Annotated in this window: 14 protein-coding genes; 7 read left to right on the forward strand and 7 right to left on the reverse strand. The window is 65.8% G+C overall.

The window, feature by feature from the left end:
• Positions 1-22: 22 nt before the first annotated feature.
• Positions 23-775, forward strand: a complete 753-nt coding sequence (locus tag O3656_RS03275; protein WP_016460276.1) for an exonuclease domain-containing protein — start codon at positions 23-25, stop codon at positions 773-775.
• A 1322-nt stretch (positions 776-2097) separates the two neighbouring features.
• Here the strand turns inward: O3656_RS03275 and O3656_RS03280 are convergent.
• The 6 genes from O3656_RS03280 to O3656_RS03305 all read right to left on the reverse strand — a co-directional run bounded on the left by O3656_RS03280 (position 2098) and on the right by O3656_RS03305 (position 8923).
• Positions 2098-2787, reverse strand: a complete 690-nt coding sequence (locus O3656_RS03280) for a transaldolase family protein (RefSeq protein ID WP_009055824.1) — start codon at positions 2785-2787, stop codon at positions 2098-2100.
• 87 nt (positions 2788-2874) lie between these two features.
• Complete coding sequence (locus O3656_RS03285) at positions 2875-4041, reverse strand: macrolide family glycosyltransferase (protein ID WP_500062624.1); 1167 nt, start codon at positions 4039-4041, stop codon at positions 2875-2877.
• Positions 4034-4672: a TetR/AcrR family transcriptional regulator gene (locus tag O3656_RS03290; protein ID WP_048677064.1), complete on the reverse strand. Its 639-nt coding sequence runs from the start codon at positions 4670-4672 to the stop codon at positions 4034-4036. The genes O3656_RS03285 and O3656_RS03290 overlap by 8 nt, the downstream gene beginning before the upstream one ends.
• A 313-nt stretch (positions 4673-4985) precedes the next feature.
• On the reverse strand, positions 4986-6509 hold the full coding sequence (gene guaB / locus O3656_RS03295; RefSeq protein WP_500062625.1) for an IMP dehydrogenase: 1524 nt from the start codon (positions 6507-6509) through the stop codon (positions 4986-4988).
• A gap of 101 nt (positions 6510-6610) precedes the next feature.
• The gene (locus O3656_RS03300) at positions 6611-7885 is read right to left on the reverse strand and encodes an AGE family epimerase/isomerase (protein WP_500062626.1); all 1275 of its coding nucleotides are present in this window, start codon (positions 7883-7885) and stop codon (positions 6611-6613) included.
• A 117-nt stretch (positions 7886-8002) separates the two neighbouring features.
• Positions 8003-8923, reverse strand: a complete 921-nt coding sequence (locus O3656_RS03305; protein WP_500062627.1) for a MerR family transcriptional regulator — start codon at positions 8921-8923, stop codon at positions 8003-8005.
• Positions 8924-9222: 299 nt separating this feature from the next.
• On the opposite strand from O3656_RS03305, the gene O3656_RS03310 reads away from it, so the two are divergent.
• Together O3656_RS03310 and O3656_RS03315 are read left to right on the forward strand one after the other, a co-directional pair.
• Positions 9223-9519: a WhiB family transcriptional regulator gene (locus O3656_RS03310; protein WP_003790481.1), complete on the forward strand. Its 297-nt coding sequence runs from the start codon at positions 9223-9225 to the stop codon at positions 9517-9519.
• Between the two features lie 89 nt (positions 9520-9608).
• Positions 9609-10421, forward strand: a complete 813-nt coding sequence (locus tag O3656_RS03315; RefSeq protein ID WP_500062628.1) for a DsbA family protein — start codon at positions 9609-9611, stop codon at positions 10419-10421.
• Between the two features lie 109 nt (positions 10422-10530).
• Here O3656_RS03315 and groES read toward each other — a convergent pair whose 3' ends face one another.
• Positions 10531-10827 carry a co-chaperone GroES gene (gene groES / locus O3656_RS03320; RefSeq protein ID WP_003790486.1) on the reverse strand — a complete coding sequence of 99 codons (297 nt, stop codon included), beginning with the start codon at positions 10825-10827 and terminating at the stop codon, positions 10531-10533.
• Positions 10828-11068: 241 nt separating this feature from the next.
• Here groES and O3656_RS03325 point away from each other — a divergent pair, with 241 nt between their 5' ends.
• From O3656_RS03325 to O3656_RS03340, 4 genes are all read left to right on the forward strand, one after another.
• Complete coding sequence (locus tag O3656_RS03325) at positions 11069-12310, forward strand: class I SAM-dependent methyltransferase (protein ID WP_500062629.1); 1242 nt, start codon at positions 11069-11071, stop codon at positions 12308-12310.
• A 65-nt stretch (positions 12311-12375) separates the two neighbouring features.
• Positions 12376-13545 carry a glutamate--cysteine ligase gene (locus O3656_RS03330; RefSeq protein ID WP_500062630.1) on the forward strand — a complete coding sequence of 390 codons (1170 nt, stop codon included), beginning with the start codon at positions 12376-12378 and terminating at the stop codon, positions 13543-13545.
• A 147-nt stretch (positions 13546-13692) separates the two neighbouring features.
• The gene (locus O3656_RS03335) at positions 13693-16323 is read left to right on the forward strand and encodes a bifunctional lysylphosphatidylglycerol flippase/synthetase MprF (RefSeq protein WP_500062631.1); all 2631 of its coding nucleotides are present in this window, start codon (positions 13693-13695) and stop codon (positions 16321-16323) included.
• Positions 16320-17891: an alpha/beta hydrolase gene (locus O3656_RS03340; RefSeq protein WP_500062632.1), complete on the forward strand. Its 1572-nt coding sequence runs from the start codon at positions 16320-16322 to the stop codon at positions 17889-17891. The genes O3656_RS03335 and O3656_RS03340 overlap by 4 nt, the downstream gene beginning before the upstream one ends.
• Positions 17892-17896: the final 5 nt, after the last annotated feature.

Raw genomic sequence — 17896 nt, forward strand, 5'->3', positions numbered from 1 at the left:
ACCGGCAAGGCTAGGAGCAATCATGAGCTGGATCGACGACCCGTGGATGGGTTTTGACACCGAGACGACGGGCGTGCGCGCGCTCAAGGATCGCCTCGTCACCGCCGCGCTGGTGCTGCGCATCGACGGCGCGTCCTACCGCAGCGGTGTCAGCGCCCCCGACCAGGTCGCCACGTGGCTGACCGATCCGGGCGTCGAGATCCCCGAGCAGGCCACGGCTGTCCACGGCATCACGACCGAGCAGGCGCGCCGCGACGGCCGCCCGATCGAGGAGGTCCTCCACGAGCTGGCCGGTTCGATTGTCGAGCATTGGCTGCGGGGCTACCCGGTCGTCGCTTTCAACGCGACCTACGACATCACGCTGGTCAATCAGGAGCTGCGCCGCCACCACCTGGGTTCCTTCGAGGAGCGCCTGGAGGGCGCACCGATGCTGGTCGTCGACCCGCTCGTCCTGGACCGCAAGCTCGACCGCTTCCGCAAGGGCAAGAAGACGCTGACGGAGATGGCACCCGTCTACGGCGCGGTCGCCTCCCCGGACGCTCACACAGCCGAGGTCGACGTGGCCATGACGCTCGACGTACTCGCCGGCATGGTGGATAAGTACCCGCAGCTGGGCTCCATGAGCGCCCTGGAGCTCATGGATTACCAGCTCCAGGCTCACCAGGATTGGGCCGAGGACTTCGAGAAATACCTGCGCAAGCAGGGCAAGGACGCAAACATCGACCGCGAGTGGCCCCAGATCACGCCGCGAGGCCGCGGCGGCGACCAGGAGTAAGAACGCTTCGGGCGGGGGCCGGGTGCCGGCCCCCGTTTTCGTTGCGTCTGAAGAGTCCTCCGTGCGGCGCATGTACGAGCTGCGTGGCGGGCACCTATTCGAGCTGCGTGGAGGACGCCGCGGGTAGCGCAGCCTGCCCCCAAAAGTCGCATGCAATTCAATTGACTGAAGATTCAACAAAGCCTGAAAACGTTGCAATTCCAACACTCATCTTTCAATACATGAAAGGTTGACAGGGAAATTGCATGCGAAATTGGTGGGAGCTCAGCGATTAAGTAGTGCGAAGGCTGAGGGCGAGGTGGAACTGGCCGAGCAACGCGCAACACGTCACCAGTACGCGCAACACGTCACCAGTATTGGGCCGCGGGTTCACAACGGGACCGCAGTACCTGGCCAGATAAAAGTCGCACATAATTTCCCTCGGTCATTTTTCGAGCACTGCTCAAAACGTTGCAATTCCAACGATGCAAATTCAAAGTTTGAAGCAGCCGCAGGGGAATTACGTGCGACATTGTCGGGGAACTATACCAATGCCCTACACAGGACCAGACCAAGGGGTATGACGCCAGTTCGGGAGGATTACAGCCGAAAGGGAGGATTACACCGGTTCGGGAGGATTACACCGGTTAGGGAGCATTACACCACCTCCGAAGTGGTGCAATGCCCGGCTAAGTGGTGCAACACCACTTAGTAACAAGCCGAAATGCGGACTCGCTCGAGTGGAGAGGTCAAGGTCGTCGGCCGCCAGCTCACATACGGATAGGTAAGCAACATCCGGATAGCTTAATAACCTATCCGGATGTGCATAACCTATCCGCGTGTGCACAACCTATCCGGATAAGCCCAGGCAGAGGGCGCCGGCGGGGCCGCAAGGCCTGACCGGGCACACACCACACACCGCCAATGTGGAGGGTGCTGGCGGGCCACGGCCTGTTCGCCCACAAAAGTCGCATGCAATTCGATTGGGTGAAGATTCAACAAAGCTCGAAAACGTTGCAATTCCAACGCTGTAAATTCATGGTTTGAAATAGTCACAGGGGAATTGCATGCGAAATTGGTTGGGGATCAGCGGTGAAGAGGCGCGAGGGCTGCAGGTGACGTGGGCCTGACCGGGCACCGCACCACGCGCCACCAGTGTGGAGGGCGTCGGCGGGGCCGACGGCACCCGGAACACCTGCAGCGCGGACGGCGAGCGGGCGGGCGGGCCCGACGACGCCCGGAACGCCGGTGGCGCAGCCAACGGAACACCGGTGGCGCAGCAGCAATGCGGGTATGCGAGAGGCCCGGAGGCGAGTCGCCGCCTCCGGACCTCTACACGGGGCTCACTTGTCGTTGATGAGGTCCAACCACGTGCGGCGCTCACCCACGAGGATGCCGAAGTCGCGGTTCTGGTCCGCGATGGCGGCGTCGGTCGCGGGGTTCTTGATGAGGGCGGCCAGCACGTCGGGGGCGGCGGTGATGGCACCGACACCCTGACGGACCAGTTCGAGGACCTGCTCGGAGTTCTTGAAGGATGCGGCCAGGACGTCGGCCTTCAGGTCGTAGGTGCGCAGGGTGCGGTGAATTTCGGAGGCGACGCGCACGCCGTCGATGCCGTAGTTGTCCATGCGGTTGACGTAGGGGGCGACGTAGCGCGCGCCAGCCTTGGCGGCCATGAAGCCCTGCATCGAGGAGTGGATGCCGGTGGCCGTGACCTGCATGCCTTCGCGCACGATGCGCGGGATGGCCGCGAAGCCTTCGCGCGTGACGGGAAGCTTGATGAAGAGGTTGCCGCCGATTTCGCCGCGCAGCGCCCGGGCCTCGGCGACCATGTCATCGGCGCGTTGAGAGACGATCTGGACATGAAGTTGCGCACCATCGGGCAGGACAGACTTGATCGCGTGGAGAACCTCGAGGGGCTCCTTTCCTTCGCGGTACAGGATCGTCGGATTGGTGGTCACGCCGTCGATGGGGAGGTATTCGAGGGTCTTAGCGATCGCATCGACGTTCGCGTGATCGATGAGGATGAGCATGGGTGGCTCCTTTGCGCTGTCGTGGGTTTTTCGCACCACTAGGATAGCGCGGGCGGGAGCAGTCCACCGACTGCTCCCGCCCGCAGTTCACACTCGATTGAGGTGCTCAATGATGAGCTTCGCCGCTTTTGTGTTGCCCCCTGCGTTCCACGTCTCTTGGCGAAACGCGGACAGGCGCGCATGGCACTCACGATCCGATAGCACGCGCATTGCCACCTCACGAAGGACATCGGGAGTTGCTTCACGGATGTCCAACGCTTCACCCAATCCCAGTTCCTCCACCCGCCGCGCCACAGTCGGCTGGTCATTACCAACAGGAACAACCAGCATCGGTACACCGTAGAAGAGTGCCTCATTGACACTGTTCATACCGCCGTGGGTAATAAAGAGAGATGCTCGCGAGAGCACCTCGAGCTGCGGAACCCTGCGGCGAACCATCATCGTAGGAGGAACGGGTCCTAGGCTCTCGGGGCGCACCGAGTCACCGATCGCCATGACAACACGCATTCCAGTGCTGGCGAAAGCTTCCACGCACCGACGGAAGAACCGTTCGGATTTGTTGAGTTCTGTTCCAAGAGATATATAGACGAGAGACCCTCTGCCCGCAGGAGGCTCAAATGGCTCGTGGCGACGTCCACCGATAGATGCGCCTACGAATGCATACCGTGATTGAGGAAATTCATTGGCGTACACCTGGAAGCTCCGAGGCGTGTAGGTGATGTTGAGAGCAGGGCTATTACGCACAATCTCAGCCTCAAGTTCTCGGAATCGCCAGCCATATCTCCTACTCATAGGTGCAGAGATGAGCGATCTCAGGCGCGGAAAACGGAAGATTGAGGTTAGGTACAACCCGCCGTTGCGCCCGAAGTCTTCCAGCACATGCTCATTAAGTGCGAAGGTTGAAAATAGCCTAATGGGGACGATCCCCAAACGGTCAGCGAGCGCCTTGCCTGATACAAAGAGCATTTCGTAGATCAGGCAGTCGTATTCTGCGCCAATACGCAGCACCGTCCGATAAGCCGCACGCCAGCAGCGCATGCGATCCTGGAATGGACTCGGGAAGAGGGGATAGCCATCGTAAGGGACAAAACGTGCGCCCGTATTTTCCACCGCTTCTCGCCACGTAGGCGAATGAACATAAGTGACACGATGCCCCATATCAGTGAGCATCCGAGCTAAGCCGAGCGTCGGGTTCGTGTGCCCAGAAAACGGCAAATTCACCATGAGAATGGAGTAGGATTTGCGCTCACTCATAGAAACGACCCACCCCGTTTTTGATAACTGCGATGGCGTCCTCACTGAGTACCTGCGCATCGAAACGCTCGAGGAACGCAGCGATGAAGTCCACCTTTTGACACATTCGCTCATACGTATCCGCAACGATCAGCGGATCGACCCACACATCGACAAGGAGGACCAACACTTCAGCGACTTCATGGGGAAAGATACAGCCGATTTCACCAGACTCCATTCCCTGGCGCAGCATTTGTTCCAGGTGGGGCGCAAGCTTTGTCAGCGAGTGACGCAATGATTCCAGTAAGGCTTCAGGAACCTCACTCACCCAGTTGGCGCGCCCGAGACCACTTTGCGGACTAGACGCGACCATGTGCGTCGCGAGGATCGTCATTCTATCGGTCACCGACGCATCAGATCGCGCGGCAAGGTCTTCGACAAATACGTTGAGATGGCGCCACTCTCCCTCTATAACGGAACGCAGCACCTCCTGCTTTGACGAGAAATGATGATAAATCGCCCCCTTCGACATGCCACTCGTCCTGACGATATCTTGCATGGTGGTCGTGTCGTAGCCCTTCTCTGCGAAGAGCTGACGGGCGGCTACACAGATCGCTTCCCGGGCACGCTCGGATTTCTCGGCCTGATTCATACAACCTCCATTCCAAACCGACGGTCGGTTTTACTTTAGTTTCCTCCTCCACCCCCAACAAGACAGCTCACTGAAGAGTCCGGATGACAAGACGGGCCACACTGCCACGACTTGACGAAAGAACCAGCTCCCCGTCCTCTTTACACAGCTCCCCACCCACACAGTCGCCACATAAACCCTTGGATGTTTCCAAGACACAACATGCCCGCTACCAACTCAGACAGCGCATCTCCCCCGGTCACCCTTGAAGACAAGAAGCGGGCGGGAGCAGCCCAGCGACTGCTCCCGCCCGCAATAACCGCTCGATCTGCGATTACTTCGCCGAGGAGGAGTGATAGTTCGGCGCTTCCGTCGTCATCTGGACGTCGTGCGGGTGCGACTCGCGCAGGCCCGCGCTGGTGATGCGCACGAAGCGGCCGTTGGCCTTGACCTGGGAGATCGTGGAGGCTCCCAGGTAGAACATGGTCTGGTGCAAGCCGCCGACGAGCTGGTAGATCACCGAGGCGAGGGAACCGGTGTAGGGCACCTGACCCTCGATGCCCTCGGGGACGATCTTGTCGTCGGAGGTGACGTCGGCCTGGAAGTAGCGGTCCTTGGAGTAGGACTTGCGCCCGCGCGAGCTCATCGCGCCGAGCGAGCCCATGCCGCGGTAGCGCTTGAACTGCTTGCCGTTGGTGAACACGACCTCGCCCGGGGACTCCTCGCAGCCGGCCAGCAGGGAGCCGAGCATGACGGTGTCGGCGCCGGCCACGAGGGCCTTGCCGATGTCGCCCGAGTACTGCAGACCACCGTCGGCGATGAGCGGGACTCCGGCGGGACCGCAGGCCTGGGCGGCCAGGTGGATCGCGGTGATCTGGGGGACGCCGACGCCGGCGACGACGCGGGTGGTGCAGATCGATCCGGGGCCCACACCGACCTTGACGGCGTCGACGCCCGCGTCGATGAGCGCCTGCGCGCCCTCGGTCGTGGCGACGTTGCCGCCAATGATGTCGATGCCCTCAAACGTCGGGTCGGCCTTGATGCGGCGGATTATGTCGAGGGCCAGCTGGGCGCCGCCGTTCGCGGTGTCGACGACCAGGACGTCCACGCCGGCCTCGGCCAGGGCGGTGGCGCGCTCCCAGGTGTCGCCCCAGTAGCCGACGGCCGCGCCGACGACGAGGCGGCCGCGCGAGTCCTTCGTGGCGTTGGGGTATTGCTCGGTCTTGACGAAGTCCTTGACGGTGATGAGGCCGGTCAGGTGGTCGTTCTCGTCGACGATGGGCAGCTTTTCGACGCGGTGTTCGGCCAGCAGGTGCTTGGCGTGTTCGCGGGAGATGCCGACCTGGCCGACGACGAGGCGGTCGCGCGGGGTCATGCAGTCGCGCACGCGCAGGGTGGCCCACTCGTGCTGGGGGACGAAGCGCAGGTCGCGGTTCGTGATGATGCCCAGGAGTGCGCCGTCCTCGTTCACGACGGGCAGGCCGGAGACGCGGTAGTGGCCGCAGAGGCGGTCGAGTTCATCGATGGTGGCGTCGGGGCCGACGGTCACCGGGTCCTCGACCATACCGGATTCGCTGCGCTTGACCTGGCGGACCTGCGCGGCCTGTTCCTCGATGGAGAGGTTGCGGTGGAGGATACCGATGCCGCCCTGGCGGGCCATGGCGATGGCCATGCGCGCCTCGGTAACGGTGTCCATGGCGGCGGACAGGAGCGGGACGCGCAGCGAGATGTTTGTCGTCAGGCGACTGCTCGTGTCAACGGATGAAGGAACGACGTCCGTGAGCTCGGGAAGGAGCAGGACGTCGTCGTAGGTGAGGCCGGTCAGGCCGAAAGGATCATGTGTTGCGAGTTCTCCCATGGGCCAATTGTAGGCGGTCGGTGACGCTTTCGCGTCCTCGCCTCCACGCATATCCCACAGCCGGGCATGAATGGAACGAGGCCGGGGCGCCCGCGCGGCCCTCAGGAGGTCACGCTGGGGGCGGGCTGGGAGGCGTAGCGGGCGGCGGTTGCGCCGGTGACTGTGAGATGGATCGGGGCGGCGCCTCGTGCCAGCATGCGGGCGGCGGTGAGGGCGTCGGGGCGCCCCTCCCACACGAGCATGGAGACGGAGCCGTCGGGTGCGACTTCGTGGATCCAGCGTCCCATCCCGGCGCGGGCGTGGGAGTCGGCCCAGGCGACGGCGCGGGCGTAGTCGACGGCGAGGTCCTCGGCGCGCGAGGGGTCCACGACCTCGGCGAGGACGCGGGCGGCGCTGGCGGCCTCGCATACGACCCAGTGCATGCGCTGGGGGGCGGCGACAACGCCTGTGGGGTCGAGGGTGTAGACGATGCCACCCACGCCCTCGTCCGTCCACCCGTCGGCGAGGGCGCGGTCGTAGAGCGCGGTCGCGGTGTCGATCATCCAGGGGCCGGGCTTGTCGCCCATGTGGGTGAGAATGGCATGCACCTGCCCGATGAGGCGGGCGGCCTTGAATCCGAGGCCGGGGAGGGTATCTCCGGGACGGATGAGCTCGACGGGGGCTTGGTCGGCCGAGGCGGGCAGGGGGCACCATTCCGCGTCGTAGAGGTCGGGCAGTGCGAAGCCGCAGCGCGCGGCGATCTCGCCGACGAGACGCAGGATCGAGCGCGCGCGGTCGAACCAGACGCGCTCCCCCGTCGCTTCCCAAGCGGCCAAGTAGGCCTGCGCGGTGTCGAGGTTGGTGGAGAGGCGACACAGCGGCGAACGCTTGCCAGTCGCGGCCTCGATCTCCTCGCGCACGGCACCGGCGCACGGGTCCCACCAGCGCTGATCCTGGTCCGCTTCAAGGTCGGCGAGCAGGTCGCGCGCCTCATTGTGTCCGACCATCAGGGCTGCGGCGGTAGCGCCGATCATCGCCGACTGTGCGCGCTGCGAGAAGATCACCCGAGGAACGGGGGTCGCACTATTTTCCGAGGTGGGCACGACCTCGGCGTACCAGGATCCGTTCGGGGCGCGCAGGGGTCCGGCGAGGGCGGCGAGGCCGTGGCTGACCAGGTGCGCGGCCCCCTCGATGCCCCGCATCTGCGCGAGGGCGAAGACGTGCGTCATGCGCGCGCTGATGCGCGCGTCGAGCGGGCGTCCGAGGTCCACCTGACCGTCGGCGCGCAGGAAGGCGAAACCGACCCGCGCCTTCGACCGGGAAGCGAAGGCGACGAGCGCGTCAAAATCAGCGTCGAAAGCGCGGCGCAGGTCTTCGTTGTTCCAGGGGGCGTTCATGACTGTTCTCCTGCCGGTACGTGCCTTCACGGTATCACCTGACCAGGCGCTGCGGGCGGAGACGGGGGCGCTGAGCGCGCAGTTGAGCGGGCAATTGCGCGTGGACCGCCGCCCGCGTTAGGAGCGGCCGACCAGCTGCAGATCCGCTTGGGGTGCGAGGAGCGCGAGGGCTTCTTCGACGCAGGCGCTGATCGTTCGCACGCGCTGGACGTGTGGAGAGAGGACGTCGGGGGCGTCCGTGCCCACCATGATCGTGGGAACGCCGTAGCGGGCGACCAGGCTTTCGACGGTGTGCGCGCAGGAGGGACCGCAGCCCAGGACGACGGTCAGTGCGGGAACGCCGCCACGCACGTATTCGCGGAAGCGATCGGCGGCGGCGACACCTCCGTATTTTTCGCTCGATAGTAGGCGAACGTCGCATCCGTACCAGGCCAGGGCGACGCCGACGACCTGAGCCGGGGTCTCGTGGAGGGCGTCGCTGACGATTGCGATGCGGTCCCCGCCGATGAGGGCGCGCGTAGGCCGCGACTGGTAGGCGCAGCGGCACACGCGCTGGAAGGCGTTGACGAGCATGATGGCGGGCGAGGATCCGACCGGGTCGCCGCCGGGTGCGGATCGCAGGGATTTGAGGGCGGGTTCGACGAAGCGCGACCACGTATGGACGAGGCCGTGGCTGGCGACCGCCGATTCGAGCACTTCCTCGAGGCGCTCGTAGTCGTCGGCGAGGACCACGGTGCGCAGCTGTGCGGCGTTGTCGGGGCCGGATTGGGGCAGGCGTGCCCGTTCGGCCAGGGCACGTTTGGCCGCCTCGGCGGCGGGCAACCCGGCGCGCACGTGGTGGATCATGGCACGCAGGCGTTCAACGTCCTCGGGCAGGTAGCGACGGCGCGCTCCGGCTTCTCGTTGTGCGGGGCCGAGACCGTAGCGTCGTTCCCAGGTGCGCAGCGTCGACGCTGACACGCCGAGTTCGTCGGAGACAGAGGAGACGGTACGGGAGCGGTCGGCGAGAGCCGACTGCTCGATGATCGCCCGTGGCATGCCTGCTCCTCTCCGCGGTGTGTCGGCGCTTGTCCGGTACCCCGATTCTTGCGTGTTAGAAGCTGACACGCCACAGGAAAGACCCGACGCACACGCGAAAAGTTGTTCACAAAGTTATTCACTGCTCGTTCAACTCGCGCACCTGAGTTTTATCGGGGTTTTAACAGTCCAGACCCCCACGCGCTGAGAACTGGATCATAATTCGAGAAAGATCCTTGAATAACTACCGCGCAAGTGTCTATTCTTGCCGACATCGTGTGCCGAAAATGTCGGCACGACAGACATGAAGGAGGCACCCAATGACTGACGTCTCCCGTCTGCCCGGACCCATGATCGATGCGTGGGAATGGCAGTACGAAGCGGCGTGCCGTGACCTGGACACCGAGCTGTTCTTCCACCCCGAGGGCGAGCGCGGCTCCACACGCCGACGCCGCGCGGCGAACGCCAAGGCGATCTGCGCAACCTGCCCGGTGATCGAGCAGTGCCGGTCCTACGCTCTGGCCGCCCAGGAGCCCTACGGCATCTGGGGTGGAATGACCGAAGAAGAACGACGCGAAGAGATCCGTTCCTCCGGGCGCGGTCGCCGCGTCTCCTAACGCGCATCCATTGTTCGGTGCGGCATCGCCACCGCGGTGCCGCACCTTTTTACTGCCCGCCCAAACGCCCATCCTCTCCGGGAGCTCGCATGACCGACAACGACAACAAGGCCTCGCAGAACAAGGCCGAGGACGCCCCGACCAACCTGTACAAGACGCTCTTCTTCGTGACCGCGCCGATCACGGCGATCCTTGCGGGCGCTTGCGTGTGGATGGGCGTCCAGCTCTCCTCCACCTCTCCGGCGAGTCAGGCCACCCCTGCGGCGACGCCCACAGCGGCCGCTCAGATGCCGCAGAATTCGGAGACTGCGGCTCCCAGCCAGACGAACGCGAACAACCTGGAGATCATGAAGTCTTTCGTGCGTCACCAGGCCGATGACCCGCAGGCGAAGGGTGATATCAACGCCCCGGTCACCATGGTTCTCTTCTCCGACTTCGCGTGCCCCTACTGCACGAAGTACGCCCAGGAAGTTGACCCCGCGCTGGCTGACCTCGTTGCGGATGGGACGCTGCGCGTGGAGTGGTACGACCTGGCGCAGATCACCGAAACTTCTCCCCTGGCGGCCCAGGCAGGCATCGCGGCCGGTGAGCAGGGTAAGTTCTGGGAGTTCCACGACGCGGTCTACGCAGCGGCCGACCCGACCGGTCACCCGCAGTACTCCGAGCAGGCACTCGTCGATTTCGCAGCCCAGGCGGGCGTGCCCGACTTGGACAAGTTCCGCGAGACGATGCTCTCCGACCACACCGTTTCCAAGGTGAAGGCAGCCAAGGAACAGGCTCACCAGGCGGGCATCAGCGGCACGCCCACAATGTTCATCAACAAGGCGTTCGTCAGCGGCTACCGCGACGCTTCCTACATCCGCAACACGATCCTCGAACAGGCGGCGCAGTCCGCTTCCTGATACGAGGCCCCGCGCCGCAGGGATGAACGACGCGGGGAAAACAAACAAAATGGGCGGCCCGGAAGGATTCCTTCCGGGCCGCCCCTGTAGCGTTCAGTGTGCGAAGCGCTCAGCGCTCCACGACCGCCAGCACGTCACGCGAGGACAGGATCTGGAACTCCTGGCCATCGTACTTGACCTCGGTGCCGCCGTAACGCGAGTAGATGACCACGTCGCCGACCTTGACGTCGACGGGGATACGGTTGCCGTTGTCGTCCACGCGGCCGGGGCCCACGGCGATAACTTCGCCTTCCTGCGGCTTCTCCTTGGCGGTGTCCGGAATGACCAGGCCGGAGGCGGTGGTCTGCTCGGCCTCAACCTGGCGGATGACGATGCGGTCCTCGAGGGGCTTGATGGAGATCGACATTGTCGCTCCCTTTCTTTTTTGTCACGAAGGTGCTCGTCCGTTCCCTGCCGTCGCGGGGGTCAGGTGCGGGACCGGTCGCGGGTTTTCCCGCGCTTCCTCCACGAGTGTAGGCGCGGTCCTGGCACTCGGGCAAGCCGAGTGCCAGGCGCGTTCACCCTGGGCGAGACTCGGCCCGCACTATCCACCCCCGACCGCACACCCACAGACGGCCTCGTCCCTGAAGAGATGGGACAATGAGCGGATGAGCGCCCTGACCCCCGTTCTATCCTCCCCCGGCTGGGAGCTGCTGGAATCCCTGCAAGCCAAGCAGGCCACTAACCCGATTCCCCTGCCGGAGCTCGGCTCTGCCCTGCGAGCCTCCGGCCTCGACGCGGAGCTGGTGGTCGCCGTCCTCACCCAGCTCGCCCTGCGCCAGGCTGCGCGCGCCAAGTTCGGCCCCTTCGCCTCGCACATGGTTTTCACGCGCGACGGTCTCGAGCAGGCCACGCGCCTCCTCGTGGCCGCCCGGCATGCCCAGCGATTCCGGGACTGCGGGGCGAGCCGCGTCGCGGACCTGGGCTGCGGCATCGGATCGGACGCCATGGCGATCGCCGGCCTGGGCATGGACGTGCTAGCCGTCGACATCGACCCCGACGCCGCGGGGGCCGTCGCCGCGAACCTGCGCGCCTTCGAGGGATCCGAGGTACGCCTGGGGGACGTCACCGACCTCGACATGGGCGAACTCGCCGAAGAAGGCGTCGACGCAATCTTCGCGGATCCCGCCCGACGCACGGGAGCCTCGCGCGGATCGGCGCGCATCACGGACCCGGAGCAATGGTCCCCTCCCCTCTCTCTCGCCCTGGGCTGGGCCTCCACGATCGACCGCGTCGGCATCAAGGTCGCGCCGGGCATCGCCTACGAGCACATCCCCTCCTCCTGGCACGCGCAGTGGGTGAGCGTGGGCGGCGACCTCGTCGAGGCCTCGCTCTGGTCTCCCGCGCTGTCCCCCGAGGGGCGGGGCCGTTCGTGCCTCCTCCTCGACGAGGCCGGGGCCGCCCATTCGCTCTCCACGCCCGAGGGCTTCGCGCCGAACGCGCCCGCGCCCCGCGTTGAGGTCGCTCCCCTGGGCGCGATGGTTGCCGAGCCCGACAGCGCGGTCATCCGCGCGGGGCTCCTCGGACGCCTCGCACAGGACGTCGGAGCCGGCATCGTCTCCGACAAGATCGCCTACCTGACAGGGGATGACCTGCCCGACTCCCCCTTCTTTGACCGTTTCGAGGTCCTCGCGGTGACCAACCTGCGGGCAAAGGCAATTTCTGTCGAGCTGCGCTCGCGCGGGGCGGGCAGCGTCGAAATCAAGAAGCGCGGAGCGGACATCAACCCGGACGACCTGCGTAAATCCTTGAAATTGGGCGGCGGAGGCGAGCAGCTGACCGTCATCGCGACGCGCGTCGACGGGCGTCACCGCGCGATCATCTGCCGACGGTTGGCTAAAAACCTGTAAGGAAGCTCTCGGCCGCCACTGGGTCCCTGCCTGCCAGAATGGAGGCAGCCAGCGAAAGGATCGACATGTCTTTGCCCTTCGGTTCCTCCCAGCGCTCCACGATTGGTATCGAGTGGGAGCTCCAGCTCGTTGACCGTGATTCCCACGACCTGCGTCAGAGCGCGGACGCCATCATCGACCGCGCGACGAGCGACGGCAAGCTCTACCCGGGCGTGCACCGCGAGATGCTGCTCAATACGATCGAGGTCGTCTCGAAGCCGCGCGCGACCGTCGCCGAGTGCATGGCCGACCTCATGGATTGCGTGGACTACCTGACTCCGCTGGCCTCGGACCTGCGCATTGACCTGGCGACCGCCGGCACGCACCCCTTCGCACGCCCCGGCCGCCAGCGCGTCACCGATTCGCAGCGTTACGCGCAGCTGGTCGAGCGCACCGCCTACTGGGGACACCAGATGCTCCTGTACGGCGTCCACGTCCACGTCGGTGTCGAGGACCGCGCGAAGATCCTGCCGATCCAGGCCGCTCTCACCGCCCACCTGGGCCACCTGCAGGCCATCTCCGCATCCTCCCCCTTCTGGGCGGGTGAGGACACCGGATACGCGTCCAACCGCGCGATGGTCTTCCAGCAGCTTCCCACCGCCGGCATCCCGCGCCAGTTCGCCACGTGGGAGGACCTTGAGGCCTACACGGACGACATGATCCGCACGGGCGTCATCGAGGGATTCGACGAGGTCCGCTGGGACATCCGCCCCTCCCCTGCCTTCGGCACGATCGAGAACCGGGTGTACGACGCGGCGACGAATGCGACCGAGGTCGGCATTTTCGCGGCCTTCACCCACGTCCTCGTCGAGCACTTCTCGCGCCTGTACGACGCGGGCGAGCCGCTGCCCGTCCTACCGGACTGGTTCGTCGCCGAAAACAAGTGGCGCTCCGCCCGCTACGGCATGGACGCGACCCTCATCGTCTCGCGCGACGGCACCACCGAGAGCGCCCGTGACGGCATCGCACGACTGAAGGAGGAACTGGCCCCCGTCGCCGAGGACCTGGGATGCGCGCGCGAGTTCGCGGGCCTCGAGACGATCCTGGCGATCGGCGCGTCCTACGAGCGTCAGCGCGCCGTCGCCGCGGCTGCCCGCCCCGGTCAGGGCCTCGACGCAGTGGTGGATCTCATGCGCGCCGAAATGAGCGCTGGACGCCCCCTCGCCCTCGCCGAATTCGCGACTCTGAACGCCTGAACTCAGCCGACATGTGCCCCACGCCTCCACCCGGGCGTGGGGTTTGTCATCATCGCCACACGTTCCCAGCACACTGTCAGCGCACTCCCAGAACACCGCCGTATCCTTAAAGCGGCCGTTAAACTGAAGCTGAGAGGACACTCGCCCGTGGTGCAGGAAGCAACGCAGTCACCCGAATCTGAACACGAACCATCTGCGCTCGCCAAGGTCCTCGCCCCAATCGGCGCCACCCTGCAGACACTCTGGCTCCTACTCTCCTCACTCACGCGACTCACCGTCCGCTGGCTCTCACGCTGCCCCGCCACTGCGGTCCTGACTGTCGCGCTCATGATCACCTCGGCGTCCTACTGGGTGTGGCGCGGCCAGTTCCAGGCCCTCGAAGCCGACCCGTCCAGCCCCCACTGGTGGGCCATCCTCTCCTCCGTCGGCGCGGTTCCCGGCAGCTTCATCGCGACGGCCGTGCTCGGCATCATCGTTATGATCGTCGCGGGCGGTGCGGCCGAGCGGCACCTGGGTACCCGCGCGTGGATCGCCGCCGCCGCGGCCGGACAGGTCGTCGGCGTCGCCGCCACCTGGCTGACGCTGCCGCTCCTCACCCGTTTCTTCTCCACCTGGGGACACACCATCGACGCGGGAAGCCTGTGGGGCACCAGCCTCGTCCTCGTCGCGCTCGTGGGTGCGGCCGCGCAATCGCTGGCCTCCCACTGGCGCTGGCGCGCCCGTTTCCTTCTCATCGGCATCCTCGTCCTGTCTGCCGCAATCCTCGGGTCCGCGATCTCCTACGCGCGCGTGTGGGCTCTCCTCGCGGGCATGGTGGCCGCACGGCTTGCTGGCGTGCGCGGAGAGCGCACCGACTCCCTCGACGACATCACGATCGGCCGCCAGCTGGCTTCCGTCGCCGCCCTGTGCTGGGCGTGCGCGGCTACCCTGACGGTCGTGGCCTCCTCCCCCGAGGGCCCTCTCGGGCAGATGCGTTGGTCGCTGGGACCCGCGTGGTGGCTCGAAGGACGCACAGGCATCATCGCCACCCTCCTGAGCCTGGCACCCATCACACTTCAGCTCATCTTCGCCTACGGCTTGCGTAAGGGTCGGCGCGCCGCCTACTACGGCACCCTCATCCTTCAGCTCGTTCTCGGTCTGTCGACCGTCGCGTCGACGGCTACTGCCCTCGCCCAGGGTACAGACGAGAACGGCATGGCCAGGCCCGAGCTCGTGACAACAGCGTCGCTCCTCCTCGTCCCCGTCATCCTCAACATCGCACTGTGCGCCATCACGTGGTCGGTGCGCCGCTCCTTCACCATCCACGCGGTACCCTCCACGACCTCGACCCTGCTGCGCCGCTGGCTGATCCTCATGGCGGCCTGCGCGGGCGCTGTCCTCGTCCTCGGTTTCCTCACGAGCGACTCGTTCGTCCCCCTCGATGCTCTGAACTCTGGCGATGATCTGACGGTCACCGACTACGCCTCACCGTTGCAGATCTTCCACGACTACCTGCTCGCACTTCTCCCCACGGCAACCGCCTCGATCTTCGAGCCGTCCCTCGTTCCGATGACCCGCTTCGCCGAGGCACCGGTCCAGTGGGTGCCCCTCGTCGCCTGGGTGGGCACGCTCGTGATCATCCTGAGCGCGCTGCTGGCCAGGCCTCGTATCCCGCAGTCCTCGCCGCTCGAGAGCCTCACGCCGCTCCTGCGCGCCCACGGCGCCGGCACGCTCGGATGGATGCAAACGTGGGCGGGCAACCAGGTGTGGGTGTCTGAGTCGGGCGAGGCGGGGGCCGCCTACCGCGGGTCGGGCGGCGTTGCGCTCACTGTCACCGACCTCGCGTACGAACCGGGCAAGGCCACCGCAGCCATCGCACAGTTCGCGTCCTTCGCGTCCTCCGCGGGCCTGACCCCCGCGCTCTACTCAGTCCACGAGGAACTCGCGCAGGCCGCGCGCGAGGAGGGCTGGACGATCATGCAGGTCGCCGAAGAATCCCTGCTCGACCTGCCCGATCTCGCCTTTAAGGGCAAGGCCTACCAGGACGTGCGCACCGCCATGAACCACGCGACCCGCGAGGGCGTGTCGGCTGTGTGGACCACCTGGGACGAGTGCCCGGCGGGGTGGCGCGACCAGATCACCGCCATTTCCGACACGTGGAGCGCCGATAAGGCCCTGCCCGAGATGAGCTTTACGCTCGGCAGCGTGCGCGAGCTCGCGGTCCCCGAGACGCGCATCCTGGTCGCCATCGACGAGGAGTCGACGATCCACGCGGTCACCTCGTGGCTGCCGATCTACCGCGACGGAGCGATCATCGGCCTGACCCTGGACGTCATGCGTCGCCGTGCGAGCGGGTGGCGCCCCGCAATCGAGTTCCTCATCGGCAAAGCGGCCCTGTCCGCGCAGGAGGAGGGCCTCGAGATCCTCTCCCTGTCGGGCGCTCCCCTGTCGCGCTCGGCCGACGACACCTCGGCGTTCGGGCCTCTCACCGACGCGCTCGCGGCCATCATGGAGCCGCTCTACGGCTTCACATCGCTGCACGCGTTCAAGCGCAAGTTTAAGCCCCGCACACAGTCCCTCTATCTAGCGGTGCCGGATCCAGCCTCACTCGCAACCGTCGGCCTGGCCATCTCGCACGCATACGTGCCCCACGTATCCCCCGCGCAGACCCTCACGCTTCTCGCTTCTGTCAGCGGCGGCCTCGCCAAACTCGCCGCGAAGGGCGTCGGCGATCTGCGGTCCACGCGCGCGGCCTCACGCGAGGGCGCGCAGGCCCAGGCCGGAAAGGACAAGCAATGAGCGTTATTGGAAACATCCCGCTGACCTCACTGACAACCCTCGTCATTGTCGGGGCGCTCGCCCTCGCCGCCCTGCTGGGAGGGTCAGCCCTGCTGGCGCGCTCTGAGCCCTCGCGCTGCCCGGGACGCGCGAGGCGATGGCTGGGTCGCACCGCTATCCTCCTCGTCCCCACGATCCTCCTCGCGTCGGCGGGTGGGCTGGTCTTCAATCGTTCGCTCGTCCTCGTGAAGACCAGCGGCGACCTGGGAAACCTCATCATGTCGACCGTCGTCGGCTCGACCACCCAGACCGGGGGCGAGGCCGACGTCGAGGCGCAGTCAGCTCCCGCATCCGAACTCGACGCAACCTTCACGACCGCCGACGACGGAATGCTGGAAACCACCTGGACCGGCCCATCGAGCGGGATCACCCAACCGGTCGACGTCATCACGCCGACCGGATATTCGACGACTGACGGCAAGACCTACGGCGTCATCGAGCTCCTGCACGGTTACCCGGGCGGCCCCGACGGAATCCTGCAAGGCCTCGGCATCCAACAGGAACTGGACAAGGCCATTGCCGCAGGCATCATCCCGCCGGCGATCGTCGTCGCCCCCGGTCTCAACGTCGATGAGGAAGCGCACGACTGCGCTGACATCGAAGGGCGCCCAGCCGTGTATACGTGGGTCTCCCACGATGTCCCCGAGATGATTCGGCACAACTTCCCCAACACGACGTCCAACCGCGATGGCTGGATGATCGGCGGCTTCTCCGCAGGCGCCTACTGCGCGATCTGGACCGCTCTGCGCACCCCGCAGACCTACGGGGCCGCCGCGTCGCTGTCCGGCTACGACACGCAGATCGAGGGACAGATGACCAACCAGGGGGACCAGTACCTCGCCGACAACACGCTGTCGACCATGCTGGCGAATCGTACGCCGGACGGGCTGCGCATCTACGCGATGGCCGCCGGGGACGACGCGGTCGGCGGTGCCTACACCGCTCTCAAGATGGCCTCGGCCGTCAAAGCTCCCGACTCGGTCACCACGGATGTCCCGCCGACCGGCGGACATACGGGCCCCCTCTGGAGCGAACACATCCCCAACCTGCTGGCCTGGTGGGGTTCTTCTGATCGCGTCGCCCGCGCCGTAGGTTCCACGCCGACGGCGGCTACCGCTCAGTCATCCGAGGCCTACGAATCCGTCGTTCCGGTCACCACCGTGACCCACGAAGTCCGGCCAACCGCTCCGAACGGCTACGTGACGCTCGGCATCCTCATCGTCGGGGTTCTGATCTCCCTCGTACTCGCCTGGCACTTCGCGCCGCGCTGGCAGCCGCAGCGCCACGACGAGGGGACCGACGAGGAGCACGGCGAGCACCACGCGCGTCACCGCGCGCAGCGCTCGGGTCGGTTCAACACGCTCCCACGCCCGGCGCTCAGCGCTCTCGCATACCTGGGACGGCTCACCGCACTGAGCGCCGCAGTCGGGAGCGCCGCGGCACTCATCGGCATTGCCTCCAACATGGTGGGTGGCTTCTACACCTCGTGGAGCTCGATCGCCGAAAGCTTCGTGGCCGGCCTGCGCTAACAGCG

The sequence above is a fragment of the Pauljensenia sp. 27098_8_83 genome (assembly GCF_041432695.1).
Taxonomy (GTDB): Bacteria; Actinomycetota; Actinomycetes; order Actinomycetales; family Actinomycetaceae; genus Pauljensenia.

What these genes read in the sequence shown, in the direction of transcription:
- O3656_RS03305 (WP_500062627.1), bottom strand. Translation starts at nt 8,923, where the DNA reads ATGCCACGGGCGATCATCGAGCAGTCGGCTCTCGCCGACCGCTCCCGT.
- O3656_RS03285 (WP_500062624.1), bottom strand. Translation starts at nt 4,041, where the DNA reads ATGAGTGAGCGCAAATCCTACTCCATTCTCATGGTGAATTTGCCGTTT.
- O3656_RS03310 (WP_003790481.1), top strand. Translation starts at nt 9,223, where the DNA reads ATGACTGACGTCTCCCGTCTGCCCGGACCCATGATCGATGCGTGGGAA.
- O3656_RS03330 (WP_500062630.1), top strand. Translation starts at nt 12,376, where the DNA reads ATGTCTTTGCCCTTCGGTTCCTCCCAGCGCTCCACGATTGGTATCGAG.
- groES (WP_003790486.1), bottom strand. Translation starts at nt 10,827, where the DNA reads ATGTCGATCTCCATCAAGCCCCTCGAGGACCGCATCGTCATCCGCCAG.
- O3656_RS03325 (WP_500062629.1), top strand. Translation starts at nt 11,069, where the DNA reads ATGAGCGCCCTGACCCCCGTTCTATCCTCCCCCGGCTGGGAGCTGCTG.
- O3656_RS03315 (WP_500062628.1), top strand. Translation starts at nt 9,609, where the DNA reads ATGACCGACAACGACAACAAGGCCTCGCAGAACAAGGCCGAGGACGCC.
- O3656_RS03300 (WP_500062626.1), bottom strand. Translation starts at nt 7,885, where the DNA reads ATGAACGCCCCCTGGAACAACGAAGACCTGCGCCGCGCTTTCGACGCT.
- O3656_RS03280 (WP_009055824.1), bottom strand. Translation starts at nt 2,787, where the DNA reads ATGCTCATCCTCATCGATCACGCGAACGTCGATGCGATCGCTAAGACC.
- O3656_RS03340 (WP_500062632.1), top strand. Translation starts at nt 16,320, where the DNA reads ATGAGCGTTATTGGAAACATCCCGCTGACCTCACTGACAACCCTCGTC.
- O3656_RS03290 (WP_048677064.1), bottom strand. Translation starts at nt 4,672, where the DNA reads ATGAATCAGGCCGAGAAATCCGAGCGTGCCCGGGAAGCGATCTGTGTA.
- guaB (WP_500062625.1), bottom strand. Translation starts at nt 6,509, where the DNA reads ATGGGAGAACTCGCAACACATGATCCTTTCGGCCTGACCGGCCTCACC.
- O3656_RS03275 (WP_016460276.1), top strand. Translation starts at nt 23, where the DNA reads ATGAGCTGGATCGACGACCCGTGGATGGGTTTTGACACCGAGACGACG.